Source organism: Streptomyces albireticuli, from assembly GCF_021228125.1.
Lineage (GTDB): Bacteria > Actinomycetota > Actinomycetes > Streptomycetales > Streptomycetaceae > Streptomyces > Streptomyces albireticuli.
The window spans coordinates 20,797-33,037 of record NZ_JAJQQS010000016.1; the positions used below are offsets into that span (position 1 = coordinate 20,797).

Consider the following 12,241-nt stretch of genomic DNA (forward strand, 5'->3'; position numbering starts at 1 on the left):
GCGAGCGGCCGATAGGGGGCGCGCAAGTGCGCCACGTACGCGCCGGGGGCTCCGGGCAGGGGTGACCCGCGGCTTCAGGAAGCCTGCTCCGGGTTTCCGAGGCCGGCGTCGCGGGCCTTGGCCACGGCCTGGGCGCGGGTGCTGATGTGGAGCTTGTCGAAGATATGGGTGATGTGGTTCCGGACCGTCTTCTCGGACAGGACGAGCCGGCGGGCGATGTGCCGGTTGTCGAGCCCCTGGGCGATGAGCTCGAGGACCTCGATCTCGCGCGTGGTGAGGGTGGGGAAGAGGTGCTCGGTGTGGTGGTGCGGGTTGGCGGTGAGGAGCGTGGTCAGCCGGGTGGCGATGTCGGAACCGAGGACGGCGCCGCCGGCGGCGACGGTGCGCACCGCGTGCAGGACCTCCTCCGAGCCCGCGCCCTTGACGATGTATCCCCGGGCGCCGGCCTGGAGCGCGGACAGCAGGCTGCTGTCGTCGTCGGACATGGTGAGCATCAGGACGGGCAGATCCGGGTGGCTCCGCGCCAGACGCCGGGTCGCCTCGATGCCGGAGATGTCGGGCAGCGAGAGGTCCATCACGACGATGTCCGGCTCGTGCTGGGCGACGGCGTCGGGGACCTCGCCCCCGGTCTCGGCCTGGGCGACGACGACGGCACCGCCCGAGCTCTCCAGCGCGGCCTTGAGGCCGTCCCGGAAGAGCGGATGATCATCGACGATCAGCACACGGGGTACGCATCTGTCACCTTCGCTCACCTTTGGGACATTAGCAGTCGTATCGGGTGGGGTGGGTGAGGTGGCGGCGGCCGGAGCGGACCTTGTCGCCGGGCATTCGCCCTGCCGGACCCGCGTCGGGCCGTTCCGGGCGACCTCCCGCTATGTGCGCGTGTGCCCCGGTTCGTTGTGGCGAGTCGCCTTGTTCGGCGGACGCTCCCCGTTGAAGCATGGGGGACGTCTCTGAACGAGTCCGGGGCATCGTGTTCCGGAGTGGGAGAAGGAGAAGTGCTGTGCGTCGGATGACTATCGTCCTCGCCGCGACCCTCGTGGCCGGCGGGGTGGGCGCGTCGGTCGCCCCGGCGGCCGAGGCCGCCTCGGAGTCCCGCCCCCAGGCGCGCGGCGACCAGCCGCCCTTCCGCTACGCGGACTGCTTCCGCGTCGCCAAGAAGCGCGGGGAGACCCCGGCCCACGCCAAGTGGCACTGCGACGAACTGGTGAAGAAGGGCTGGGTCAGGCCCCCGCAGACGAAGCGGCCGCAGTCCAAGCAGACCCAGTCCAAGCAGACCCAGGCCAAGCCGGTCCAGTCCAAGACCTCGAAGGCCGACCACAAGCTCAAGCACCCGAAGGCCAAGGCCCCGAAAAACTGACGCTTCATCAAATCGCGTGTCGTTGGGTCCCCTTCGCTGTCCTGCGGAGGGGGCCCGACGTGCGTGGGGCGGCGCGCCCCACGCACGGCCGGCCGCCCGCGTCGGTGTCCGCGGTCGCGTCAGGGCCGGATCGCCGGTGTGCGGGTGCGGGCGTGCCGGAAGGCGAGTTCGGCGGCGGTCAGCGGGGGGCCCGGCAGCGGACGGCGGCCGGGGCCGCGCAGGACCGCGACGACCATGTCCGGCGTCGCCAGCGCGGTGGCGGGCGTCGCGAGGGTCATCACGGAGATCAGGGCCCGCGCCACGGAGGGGCGGCCGGTGGCGGTGAGCGTGGCACGGTCCATGTAGGCGCGCAGCAGACCGGCCGCGGCCGGTGGCCGGGCCCCGGTGGCGCCGGGGAAGAGGATGTCCTGACCGGTGGCCAGCGCCCAGGCGGTGTCGACGGCCTTGCCGGTGGCGCGCTGGACGCGACGGGCGAGCCGCGGGTCGTCCAGCGGGCGGCGGGTCAGTTCGGCGCGGAGGGCGGCGGCGCTGTGCGCGGCGACGGACATGCCGTGTCCGTACACGGGGTTGTAGGTCGCGACGGCGTCGCCGAGGACGGTCAGGCCGGCGGGCCAGGCCGCCAGACGCTCGTAGAAGCGGCGCCGGTTGACGGTGCCCCGGGTGACGCTGACGCCGGTCAGGGGCTCGGCACCGGCGACGAGATCGGCTATGACGGGGTGGCGGACCTGCCGTGCGAAGGGTTCGAAGAGGGCGGGGTCCTTCGTCGGTTCGCCGCCGCGGGTGCCGGAGACGGTGACCAGCCACCGCCGGTCCTCCACGGGGACCAGGACGGCGGTCCGGCCCGGGCCCGGCCGGCGGGAGTCGGCCTGGACGTGGACGACGGGGAACTCCTCCGTGCCCTCGGGAGCGCGGAAGATCCGGGTGGCGTAGACGAGTCCGGAGTCCACCACCTCCTCGCGGACCTCCGGCAGGCCCAGCTCCGCCAGCCACCGGGGCGCGCGCGAGCCGCGGCCGGTGGCATCGACGACGAGACCGGCCTCCAGCACCCGCTCCGTACCGTCACCGAGGTCGCGCACGCGCACACCGGTGACCCCGCGCGCGCTCCCCAGGAGGCGCACCGGCTCGGTGCGCGGGTGAAGGGTGACACCGGGCAGCGCGAGGACCCGCTCGCGGACGACCTGGTCCAGCAGGTCACGGGTGCAGGCGATGAGGTACTGCATCTCGGGCCACCGGCGTAACCAGCCCTGGGGGGACAGCGACGCCAGACCGGTGGGCAGGGCGATGCGCCGCGCCCCGGCCTCCAGCCAGCGCCGGTGGGTACCCGGCAGCAGGCTCTCGATGGTACGGGCGCCGCCCGACCACAGGAGATGGGCGTGACGCGCCTGCGGGAGACCCTTGCGGGGCGCGGGTCCCGCGGGCATATCGTCCCGGTCGACGACGACGACCTCGTCGGCGTGCGGGGCGAGAGCGGCGGCGGCCAGCATGCCGGTCAGTCCCGCGCCCAGGACCACTGCCCGCCGGTGGCGGACCGAGCGGTCGACGGCTCTGTGCGGTTGGTGCATGGGCGGATATCTCCTGCTCTGCGAGGTGCCGGCGCGTGCCGGCGACGACGGGGGAAGGCCGCGGCGTCCAACGGATCCGGGCGGGCACGGCCGGCGGTCGTACGTCCGCTGTCAAGGCGGCCGTACCGCCCGGGCGAGGCCCACCTGGTGAAGCGTCGTCAGACGTCCCAGAGGGCGCCGAGCGCCACGAGCTCGTCCCGGTACTCGATCCGCTCCGCCCACTCCCGGGGCCACGCCCCCGCCCCGAGGTACGCGCCGGAGAACGCGCCGGCCAGACAGGCGAGGGAGTCCGAGTCCCCCGAGGAACAGGCGGCCCGGCGGAGGGCGGTGACCGGCTCGTCGGGGAAGAGCAGGAAGCAGTGGAGCGCGGTGGCCAGCGCCTCCTCGGCGATCCAGCCGGCGCCCGTCGTGAGGCAGGGGTCGCGCTCCGGGTCGGGTGAGCGCAACGCCGCGTCCAGCCGGTCCAGGGCGCCGAGGCAGTCGTCCCAGCCGCGGGCCATGAAGCTCTCCGGCCCGGCGTCCTGCGCGTGCTCCCACAGGTCGCCGAGCCAGTGCGCGTGGTAGCGCGTGCGGTTCCCGGTCGCGTACGCGCGCAGCAGCCCCGTCAGCTCCGCCGGCCGGGCACCCCCGGCCAGCAGGTACACGGCGTGGGCGGTCAGGTCGCTCGCGGCGAGCGCGGTCGGGTGCCCGTGGGTGAGCGCGGACTGGAGCTGGGCGGCTCCGGCGCGCTGCTCGCCGGTGAGCCCGGGGACCAGACCCAGGGGTGCGACGCGCATGTTGGCGCCGCAGCCCTTGGAGCCGGTGATGCTCGCCCGCTGCCAGGGGAGTCCGTCCCGGCTGAGCAGTTCGCAGGCGGTGAGGCAGGTGTTGCCGGGGGCACGGTTGTTGTCGGGGGAGCGCCACCAGGCGACGTACTCCTCGCGCAGCGGCCCGACGAGCCGCTCCGGGCCGAGCGGGCCGTCCTCCATGACGGTCCGCAGGGCGCGCCCGAGCGCCAGGGTCATCTGGGTGTCGTCGGTGACGAACGCGGGCCGGGGCAGGTCCATCCGCCGCCACGGCCCGCACGCGGCCAGGATCGACGGTACGTCGTCGAACTCGGTGGGGAAGCCCAGCGCGTCGCCGATGGCCAGCCCGATCAGTGCCCCCGTCGCCTTCATGCCCTCACCTTACGAGCCGCCCCGGCGGGAGGTCGGTGCCGGGTGTCACCGGGGATCGCTGGGAGAGGTGACCCGGACCCGGCGCCGTTCCGGGAGGCGCCGCTTCACTCCCGGGCGTCGCCCGGCCCGTGAGCCGTGGTGGACCCGTCGGCGGGCGAGCCGCCGGGCCCGGTCGCCCCGGCCCTCGGCAGGACCAGTGCCGAGGAGGCGTGCAGCGTGATGCGCACGGGCGTCGGACGCGTCGCGTCGAGCACCGGTTCGCCGGTGCCGGTGTTGCGGGCGAAGCGCGGATGGGCACCTCCGGCGATCTGGAGGCGGACCCGGTGCCCGGCGGCGAAGCGGTGGGCGGTCGAGCTCATCGGCACCGTCGTCCAGGCCGGGTCCTCCCGCCCCGGGACGAGCCGGACCAGCCCGTCGCAGACGTTCGTCGAGCGGCCGTGGCCGTCGACGTCGCACAGCCGGGCGAAGACATCGGCGTGCCCGGTGTCGGTGGACACCCGCAGCCGCGCCGAGACCGGACCGCGGATCTCCAGGGGCTCGGTGAGCACGGGGCCGGTGAAGACCAGGACGTCCTCGCGGGCTTCCAGGGCCTTGTTGTCGCGGGGCCCGGCGGCGGGGGAGAGGAGCTGGCCGCCGACGGAGGGGGTGGGGTCGGCCGGATCGTAGCCGAACGACGCGAGCGGCCCGGAGCCCTCGGGCTCCTCGGTGGCGAGCCGTCCGCCGGACGCCGGGAACCAGTCCTCCCCGGCCGGGGAGGCGGGCCAGTCGTCGAGGTCGCGCCAGGCGGCGTCCCGGCCGCCGGTGTGCACGCGGACCCTGGTGGGGCGCAGGCCGGAAGGATCGTCGCACAGGTGCGCGCGCAGCCAGGCGAGGGTTTCGGCGAACACCTCGGGCCAGCCCCGCTGGAGCGCGGAGGTGTGTGTCCAGGGGCCGATGAGGAGGCTGGTGGCACAGCCCGCCCGGCGCAGCCGGCCGTACTGTTCGACGGTCTGGTCGAGCAGGACGTCGTGCCATCCGGAGATCAGGGCGGTGGGCACCGTCGCCCGGTCGGCCACGTCGGCCGTGCAGGCGCCCTTCCAGTAGGGGGCGTCGGGGTCCGGGTGGGCCATCACCTCGTCGAGCCAGGGTATTCCGCCCCCGAGACCGGGCCGGACCGACTCCCGCAGCGGCAGCTTCCGGGTGATCTCGCGCAGGTGGCGCTGGAGGCGCAGCGTCGCGCGCAGGAACGTGGCGATCCCCTGGTGCTGATAGGTCATGCCGACGCCGACGACGAGGGCGGTCTCCAGGCGGAGCGCGCCGTGCGAGTGGAACAGGGCGTGCGGGTCGTGCAGGCCTACCTGGACCGCCATAGCCCGCAGTTCCGGCGGGGGGTCGAGGGCGAGCGCCCACTGTGTGTACCCCAGGTAGCTGGGGCCGGTCGTGCCCAGCCGCCCGTCGAACCACGGCTGATCGCGCAGCCAGGCCACGGTGGCCCGCCCGTCCGCGGGCTCGTTGTGCCACAGGTCGAACGTGCCTCCCGAACCGCCCGTGCCGCGGCAGCTCTGGAGGACCACGTGGAACCCCTGCTCGGCGAGGAGGACGCCGAACATCGGTGACCACGGCAGACCCCGGCCGTAGGGCGAACGCACCAGGACGGTCGGGAAGTCACCCCGCCCGCGCGGGAAGTAGTGGTCCGTCAGCAACGGGCTGCCGTCGGCGGCCGGTACGACGAGCCCCGGCTCCCAGCCGACGTCGTACCGCCGGGCGGGGAGGCCGCGCCAGGTCGCCCGCATCAGCCGCGAGGACAGCGGCGGCTTGCGTGAGGGCGCGGTCCGGGCGGTCCCCGGTGCGACGTCCCGAGTGTGCGATGGCGCCATTGCTCTCTCCCCTGTTCACGGCCGGCAAGTAATTCCGTACGGTGTACGAGAATAGCGCCTGCTTGGATGGGCACGACAAGCACCCTCTGCTCAGGCAGTGAACGGAAGGAAGAACACCGTGGCCCGCGGTGACGCGTCCGACGCCCCGCGCGTCGACCCCGAAGAGCTCTGGCTGCGCCCCGCCCGGCCCCGCCGGGGGCGCCCGCCGGCCTTCAGCCGTGAGGCGATCGCGGCCGCCGCCGTCGCCCTCGCGGACGCCGAAGGGCTCGGCGCCGTCACGATGCGGCGCGTGGCCTCGGAGATCGGCGCGGGCGCCATGTCGCTCTACAGCTACGTCCCCGACAAGGAGACGCTGGTGGAGCTGATGATCGATCACGTCAGCGGAGAGCACGTGGTGCCGGGGCTCCCGACCGGGGACTGGCGGGCGGACCTGAAGGCCGTCGCCCACGCCCAGCGCGCGCTCATGCTCCGTCATCCCTGGCTGCCCGCGGCGCTGCCGGGCCGCCGGACCCTCGGCCCCCGCACCCTGGACTTCCTCGAGGTCGTGCTGGCCGCCCTGCGGCCCACCCGGCTGGACGGCGGCGCGCGGCTGGAGGTCTTCAGCCTGCTGACCGGCTTCGTCGCCGGACATGTCGCGCACGAGGTCGCGCGGTCCGCGGCCGCGGGGGAACCGGACCGGGCGGCGGCCGAGGCGCGCTACCTCGCGGCCGTCGCCGCCGACGGCGGCCATCCGGAACTCGCCGAGGTCCTCGCCGCGCCCGCGCGGCCGACCACACCCGACGAGACGTTCGCCCGGCTCCTGGACCGCATGGTCGACGGCCTGGACGCGGGCTGAGATCTCCGGGGCTCCACGCTCTCCACCGCGTTACCGCCGGGGCGGAAGTTCAGCGCGTCCGGCGGACGAGGACGTCCGGCGAGGTCCCGGCAGGGGACGGCCCCGGACGGGACACGCCGGGAATCCGGAACCGGGCCACCATCGCCTTGCCGCGGCCGTGCGGGGCCGGCTCCACGCGCAGCGTGCCACCGTGGGCGGCCGTCAGATCGGTGACGGTCCGCAGACCGTCCCCCGATGCCTCGGGGGACAGGTCGGGGAGACGGGGATCCTGGTCGACGACACCGACGACGAACTGTCCGGCCCCCACCGCGACGGTCACGTCCACGGTGGGGGAGCGGTCCCCCGCGTGCCGTACCGCGTTGGCGACCAGTTCGCTGACCACCAGCAGGACGGCGCCGGCGAAGGCGGTGTCCCGCCCGATGCCGTACTCCGTGAGCGCGTCGCTTGTGTCGAGCCGCACCTGCCGCACGGCCTCCGGGGCCGTCGGGACCGTCAGCAGACGGCGCCAGACCGGCGCGGACCCGTGCTCGCGCGCGGCCGCGGGCCGTCGCGTGCGGCGCCACCTCACCGGGCCGCCCCCGCGCCGGAGTCGGGCCGCCCGGTGAGGACGCGGCGGGTGGCGCGCATCAGCTCGGCCATCTCCCCGTCCGCCGGCTCGTGTCGAAGAATTCCCCAAGGCTAGCGCCCGTCCGCCCGCCGCGACGGCAAAGGCACGCGACAGGCCCACCACCCCGCACCGGAGGACGGAGGCGTGTCTTCACCGAGGGGGCGATGCCGAAGCACCTGGACGAACCCCTGGCCGAAGCACCTGGCCGGGGCCCTGGGCGAACCCCTGGCCGGGGCCCGGGGCGGGCCGGTCAGGCGAGTGCCGCCGCCAGGAGCCGTGCCGTCCCGGAGACGAGCGCGTCGTCGGCCGGTGCCTCCGGCTGACCGGGCTTCGTCGTGAGGACGGCCATGACGACCGGCGACCCGCCGGGGGTCCGGGCGACGCCCGCGTCGTGCTCCCGCTCAGAGCCTCCGCCAGCGGGCCATCGCCAGGGAGAACAGACCGAACAGGGCCAGCCCCACCGCGACCACCGTGAGCAGCCACGGACCGGCCGGGGTCCCGGCGAAGGTGCGGAGCGTGTCGTCCAGGCCCTTGGCCTGCTCCGGGTCGTAGACGACGGCCGCCCTGACGGCGAACGCGCCCGCGACGGTGAACACGAGTCCCCGGCACACCCCGCCGCCGACGCCGAGGACGTCCATGGCCGTGCGGACGGCCGGGGACATCCGCGCGAGGTCGAGGTGGTCGCGGTACGCGCGGGTGACCGCCCGCACGGTGATCCAGACGCCCGCGGCCGCCACGGCGGCCCCCGCCGCGGCCACCAGCCACTGACCGGCCGGCCAGTCCAGCGCCCGGGCGGTGACGTCGCGCGACTGCTCGTCGGTGGAACCGGCGCCGCTGCCCCGCTCACCCGAGGCGAAGGCGATCACCGAGCCGGCCACGGCGGCGTAGAACACGAAGCGCGCCACCGACAGCAGCCGCTTGCGGGCCTTCCCGCCGTCCGGGCCCGCCGAGCCGAAGACCGCCTCCGACAGGCGCCACAGCGCCATGCAGGCCATGCCGATGCCCACCGCCCACACCAGCACCTGACCGAAGGGCTTCTCCGCGAGCTCCTGGACCGCACCGCCGCGGTCCGCCTGCTCCCCGGCGCCGAGGTGGGCGACGCGCAGCGCCAGCGTCCCGACGAGGAGGTAGATCACCCCGCGCGCCGCCAGCCCGGTGCGGGCGGCGACGGCCGTTCCCGTCCCGCGCGCCGCCCGTGCCGTACCGCCGTCCGGCCACCGTCTCGTCATGTCGCCCTCCGGGTCGGGCCGCCCGTCCGCCGGGACGAACCGTCCGTCCTCGAACCCGCCTGCCCTCGGAACCCGGGCGGAAACGACGCTACCGGCGGACCGCCGCGACACCACGGGACGCGAGGGCGGGCGGCGGTGCGGTTCGCCCGTATACAGGCGGACGGGGTTCGGCGGGCCCGGGCCGGTCGAGCCGTCCGGCGGGGGATCGCTCCCCTCAGGACGTCAGGACTTCAGGGCGTCAGGACTTCAGGGCGTCAGGACCTCAAGGCGTCAGGGCGAGGCCGGCGAAACGCCGGACCGCGCGTGCGACGCGGCCATCTGCCGGGTGCCCGACCGGACCGCCCAGAAGAAGACACCCAGCGCGACGACGGCCACGGTGAGCGAGTCGTACGGCGCCGGAAGCCGGCCCGATCCCTTGAAGGTGCCGAGCCACGAGAGGACCGTCAACGCCCCCAGATAGACGACCAGCCAGGCGCCTGTGAGCAGCTCCGCCGCGAGCGACCGCTCGTTGTGCCCGGTGCGCCACATCGCCAGGAACAGCAGCAGCCCGGCCAGTACGAGCGGCAGCGCCAGCCGCAGGTCGTGCCAGCCCGACCAGTACACGAACTCGCTGGACACCACGAAGCTCAGGGGTGCGATCCAGCGCAGCCCCGGCACCCACCCGGCCATCCTCTCCCCGCCCGGACCGGCCCGGAAGACCGCGACGGCCACGGCGGAGGCGGCGTAGATGAGGAGGTACATGTCGCCCATGACGCTCACGATGTTCTGCCAGCCGCCGAACGGCAGGAGGAAGAGGACGATCACGACGAGGTTCAGCAGGAGCGCCCGGTGCGGGATGCCGTAGCGCTCGCTGACCCGCATAAAGGCCCGGGGGATCGTACGGTTCTTGGCCAGGGCGTAGGTGTGCCGGGCGTTGAGGGCCACGCCCACGTACGCCGAACCGCCGGGGGAGGCCACCGCGTCCGCGTAGAGCAGGCTGGACAGCCAGTGCAGATTGAGGATCAGCGCCAGCTGGCCGAAGGGCGACTCGAAGCTGACGCCCTTCCAGCCGTGACCGAGCAGGTTCTCGGGAACGGTGAAGAGGAAGGCCAGCTGGAGGGCCAGGTACATCAGCACGGCCAGCGCGATGGCGGTCAGCACGGACGCCGGGAGGGTCCGGCGGGGATTGCGCGTCTCACCGGAGAAGTCCAGTGGCGCCTGGAAGCCGTTGACCGAATAGACGATGCCGCCGCCGGCGAGCGCGGAGAGGCACGCGGCGTACCCGTAGGGCGCGAACCCGCCGTGGTCGGTCAGCCGGCCCGAGTGCCAGCCCGAGGCGAACAGGGCGATCACCGTGACCACCGGAACAAGGACCTTGAACACCGAGACGAGGTTGTTGAGCCGGGCGAACGCCCGCACGGTGAACCAGTTCAGGGCGGTCAGCAGGACGCTCAGCGCCACGGCGACGCCCAGCCCGAAGGGGCTCAGCGTGCGGCCGGAGTAGATGTCCGGGAGGTAGTGGTCGGCGTACTGCATGATCGCGCTGATCTCGGCGGCGGTGCCGCCCACCGACAGCAGCACCGACCATCCGACGAGCGTGCCGACCAGCCGGCCGCTCGCGTACAGCGGCCACCGCACCGTACCGCCGCCCTCCGGCCGCGACGCGCCCAGCTCGATCATCACGAGCGCGACGAGACCGCACAGCAGCCCCGCGCCGACCCATGACAGCAGGGCGGCGGGCCCGGCCGTCTGCGCCGCGTACATGGCGGCGAAGAGCCATCCGGAACCGACGATGTTCGAGAAGCCGATCGCGGTCAGCCCCCAGAACCCCAGATGCCGGTGCAAGCGGCCTTCCTGTTCGAGCACCGTCGGCGCGACGGGCTCACCCCCTGCCAGCTGACGATCCGACACCGGACCCCTCCTCGTTCACGATCCGGCGGAATCCCACCGGGAAGGCCGCGCAGGCGGCTCCTCCGCGGCTCGTGATCAGGATTCTCCCCGGTCGGTGACCCGGGGGCGGGGCAGGGAGCCGGGGGACGCCGGCGAACGGCGGCCCCGTCGTGCGACGGCGGGGACGAGCGGCACGGGGGCGTATGAGAGGAAGGGGGCCAGGTGGGCAAGATCGGGCATGCGGTGGTTTCCTGACATGGCGTCAACGCGGGGGAGCGGATGTCCCCTCGACCGTCGCCGCCGGTTCCGTCAGGTTCCTCACCGGCGCTGATGACGCGTTCGTCCATCCTTCGACGTGCCGGACGGCCCGGCGAGTCGTAGGGCGGGCACACCGGCCGACGGGGGCGGGGCGTCGCGCGCCCCGTCCCCGCCTGCCCGTCCGTCGCCGGCCGCCGGTCATCGGAGATCAGTTGTGGCCGAACTTCCGTGGTTGCTTGTGGGCGACCTCCGGGGTCGAAGGCTTCACCTCCCGGGTGACCGGCGCCTTCGGTTGTTCCTTCGTTTCCGCGGTGGCGCGGTGTTCATGGCCGCCGGTGCGCGCGCCGCGGTTCTGCCGGGTCTGTTTCTTGCCCACGGTCCTGCCTCCTGTACGGGGATGTCGGAGGATCGGCTACCACCAGACTGGCGTGTACCGGCGAAAGGCGCATTTCGGATACGTGGTGTGACGGGCGGGCCGCGTCGTGTGGTCGTGGGTGTCAGCGACCGGTCACGGAGCGCGGTGACCGGCACGGGTCCGTTCCGACGGCGGAGCAGGGCACGGACCGGCTCCTGCCGGCCGCGGGCGGACCGTCCGGCGAGGGACCGTCTAGAGAGGGACCGAGTACCGTTCCCACGGCCCCAGGGCGGTCGCCCGCGCGCGCAGCATGCCGTAGCTGTCTCCGCCGTAACCCATCTCGGCCGACACGAGCTGGTCGTTGGCCTGCGAGACGATGGTCGTACAGCCCTGGCCGCAGTAGTTGAGCGAGAACCGCTCCCAGGGCCCGATGGCCGTGGCGCGTGCCCTCAGCATTCCGTAGCCGTCTCCGCCGTAGCCGAGCTCGGCCGAGACATACCGGTCGTTGGCCTGGGACTGGATCGTCCAGTGCCAGTCGTTGAAGCAGACGGTGAACCGCTCCCAGGGCCCGATGGCCGTCGCCCGCGCCCGGAGCATGCCGTAGCTGTCGCCGCCGTAGCCCAGCTCGGCGGAGACCAGCCGGCCGTTGGTGTGCGAGGTGATGACCACGTGGTGGTAGCAGGCGCCGGCCACGCCGCTCTCCGCGCGGGCCGTGACCACGTCCGACAAGGTGCGCGTCGCGGACCCGTTCGCGGACGCGGCCGAGGACCACGCCGTCGGGGCCGCCACGCCCGCGAGAGCCAGTAATGCCACCGCCACGACACCGAGACGTCTTAAGGTGCCTGTGGCGCGAAGCGATCTTGCCATGATTCTCCCTCCGGAGCGCGTGTGCGTGTGCTTCAGGGTGTGTGGGATCCCGGTGGCTCAGGCGTGACCGGACGACCCCGGCGACCCGGGGACACGGTTCCGGTCGGTCTTCGACTCGTGTGAACCGTAAGGCTGGTGGCATTGCCGTGCGTTCCCGACCCCTGTCGGGCGATCCGGCCGTGCGAACTGCCTGGAGAGAATTCCCTAAGCGCCCGGCGCCCCCGTGCCGGGGAACGCCGTGGCGGCACCAGGCACCGTACAACCCGCCCGGCGCGCGGCCAAGGGG

Annotated in this window: 11 protein-coding genes; 2 read left to right on the forward strand and 9 right to left on the reverse strand. The window is 74.0% G+C overall.

What is annotated here, in order from left to right; all coding sequences use genetic code 11:
• Positions 1-74: 74 nt before the first annotated feature.
• Entirely contained in the window at positions 75-752 is a 678-nt protein-coding gene (locus tag LUZ64_RS26055; protein WP_095584517.1) for a response regulator transcription factor, read from the reverse strand.
• Between the two features lie 251 nt (positions 753-1,003).
• On the opposite strand from LUZ64_RS26055, the gene LUZ64_RS26060 reads away from it, so the two are divergent.
• The gene (locus tag LUZ64_RS26060) at positions 1,004-1,360 is read left to right on the forward strand and encodes a hypothetical protein (protein WP_143593439.1); all 357 of its coding nucleotides are present in this window, start codon (positions 1,004-1,006) and stop codon (positions 1,358-1,360) included.
• Between the two features lie 119 nt (positions 1,361-1,479).
• Here the strand turns inward: LUZ64_RS26060 and LUZ64_RS26065 are convergent, their stop codons facing one another.
• From LUZ64_RS26065 to LUZ64_RS26075, 3 genes are all read right to left on the reverse strand, one after another.
• Entirely contained in the window at positions 1,480-2,922 is a 1,443-nt protein-coding gene (locus LUZ64_RS26065) for an FAD-dependent oxidoreductase (RefSeq protein ID WP_095584515.1), read from the reverse strand.
• 158 nt (positions 2,923-3,080) lie between these two features.
• A complete protein-coding gene (locus LUZ64_RS26070; RefSeq protein ID WP_095584514.1) occupies positions 3,081-4,079 on the reverse strand; it encodes an ADP-ribosylglycohydrolase family protein in 999 nt (332 codons plus the stop codon).
• 104 nt (positions 4,080-4,183) lie between these two features.
• Positions 4,184-5,935, reverse strand: coding sequence for a CocE/NonD family hydrolase (locus LUZ64_RS26075; RefSeq protein ID WP_372478745.1), 1,752 nt, complete (start codon positions 5,933-5,935; stop codon positions 4,184-4,186).
• A 118-nt stretch (positions 5,936-6,053) separates the two neighbouring features.
• On the opposite strand from LUZ64_RS26075, the gene LUZ64_RS26080 reads away from it, so the two are divergent.
• The gene (locus tag LUZ64_RS26080; protein WP_095584513.1) at positions 6,054-6,770 is read left to right on the forward strand and encodes a TetR/AcrR family transcriptional regulator; all 717 of its coding nucleotides are present in this window, start codon (positions 6,054-6,056) and stop codon (positions 6,768-6,770) included.
• A 49-nt stretch (positions 6,771-6,819) separates the two neighbouring features.
• Here LUZ64_RS26080 and LUZ64_RS26085 read toward each other — a convergent pair whose 3' ends face one another.
• The 5 genes from LUZ64_RS26085 to LUZ64_RS26105 form a co-directional block, all read right to left on the reverse strand.
• A complete protein-coding gene (locus LUZ64_RS26085; RefSeq protein WP_095584512.1) occupies positions 6,820-7,338 on the reverse strand; it encodes an ATP-binding protein in 519 nt (172 codons plus the stop codon).
• Positions 7,339-7,778: 440 nt separating this feature from the next.
• Entirely contained in the window at positions 7,779-8,606 is an 828-nt protein-coding gene (locus tag LUZ64_RS26090) for a DUF1206 domain-containing protein (protein ID WP_095584511.1), read from the reverse strand.
• A gap of 270 nt (positions 8,607-8,876) precedes the next feature.
• A complete protein-coding gene (locus tag LUZ64_RS26095) occupies positions 8,877-10,430 on the reverse strand; it encodes an APC family permease (RefSeq protein ID WP_248288863.1) in 1,554 nt (517 codons plus the stop codon).
• 511 nt (positions 10,431-10,941) lie between these two features.
• Positions 10,942-11,109, reverse strand: a complete 168-nt coding sequence (locus LUZ64_RS26100; protein ID WP_170116939.1) for a hypothetical protein — start codon at positions 11,107-11,109, stop codon at positions 10,942-10,944.
• 231 nt (positions 11,110-11,340) lie between these two features.
• Positions 11,341-11,955, reverse strand: a complete 615-nt coding sequence (locus tag LUZ64_RS26105) for a fascin domain-containing protein (RefSeq protein WP_170116938.1) — start codon at positions 11,953-11,955, stop codon at positions 11,341-11,343.
• Positions 11,956-12,241 lie beyond the last annotated feature (286 nt).

Excerpts from the sequence above, each read along its gene's own strand:
- LUZ64_RS26065 (WP_095584515.1), bottom strand. The coding sequence starts at position 2,922 with ATGCACCAACCGCACAGAGCCGTCGACCGCTCGGTCCGCCACCGGCGG.
- LUZ64_RS26070 (WP_095584514.1), bottom strand. The coding sequence starts at position 4,079 with ATGAAGGCGACGGGGGCACTGATCGGGCTGGCCATCGGCGACGCGCTG.
- LUZ64_RS26075 (WP_372478745.1), bottom strand. The coding sequence starts at position 5,935 with ATGGCGCCATCGCACACTCGGGACGTCGCACCGGGGACCGCCCGGACC.
- LUZ64_RS26090 (WP_095584511.1), bottom strand. The coding sequence starts at position 8,606 with ATGACGAGACGGTGGCCGGACGGCGGTACGGCACGGGCGGCGCGCGGG.
- LUZ64_RS26105 (WP_170116938.1), bottom strand. The coding sequence starts at position 11,955 with ATGGCAAGATCGCTTCGCGCCACAGGCACCTTAAGACGTCTCGGTGTC.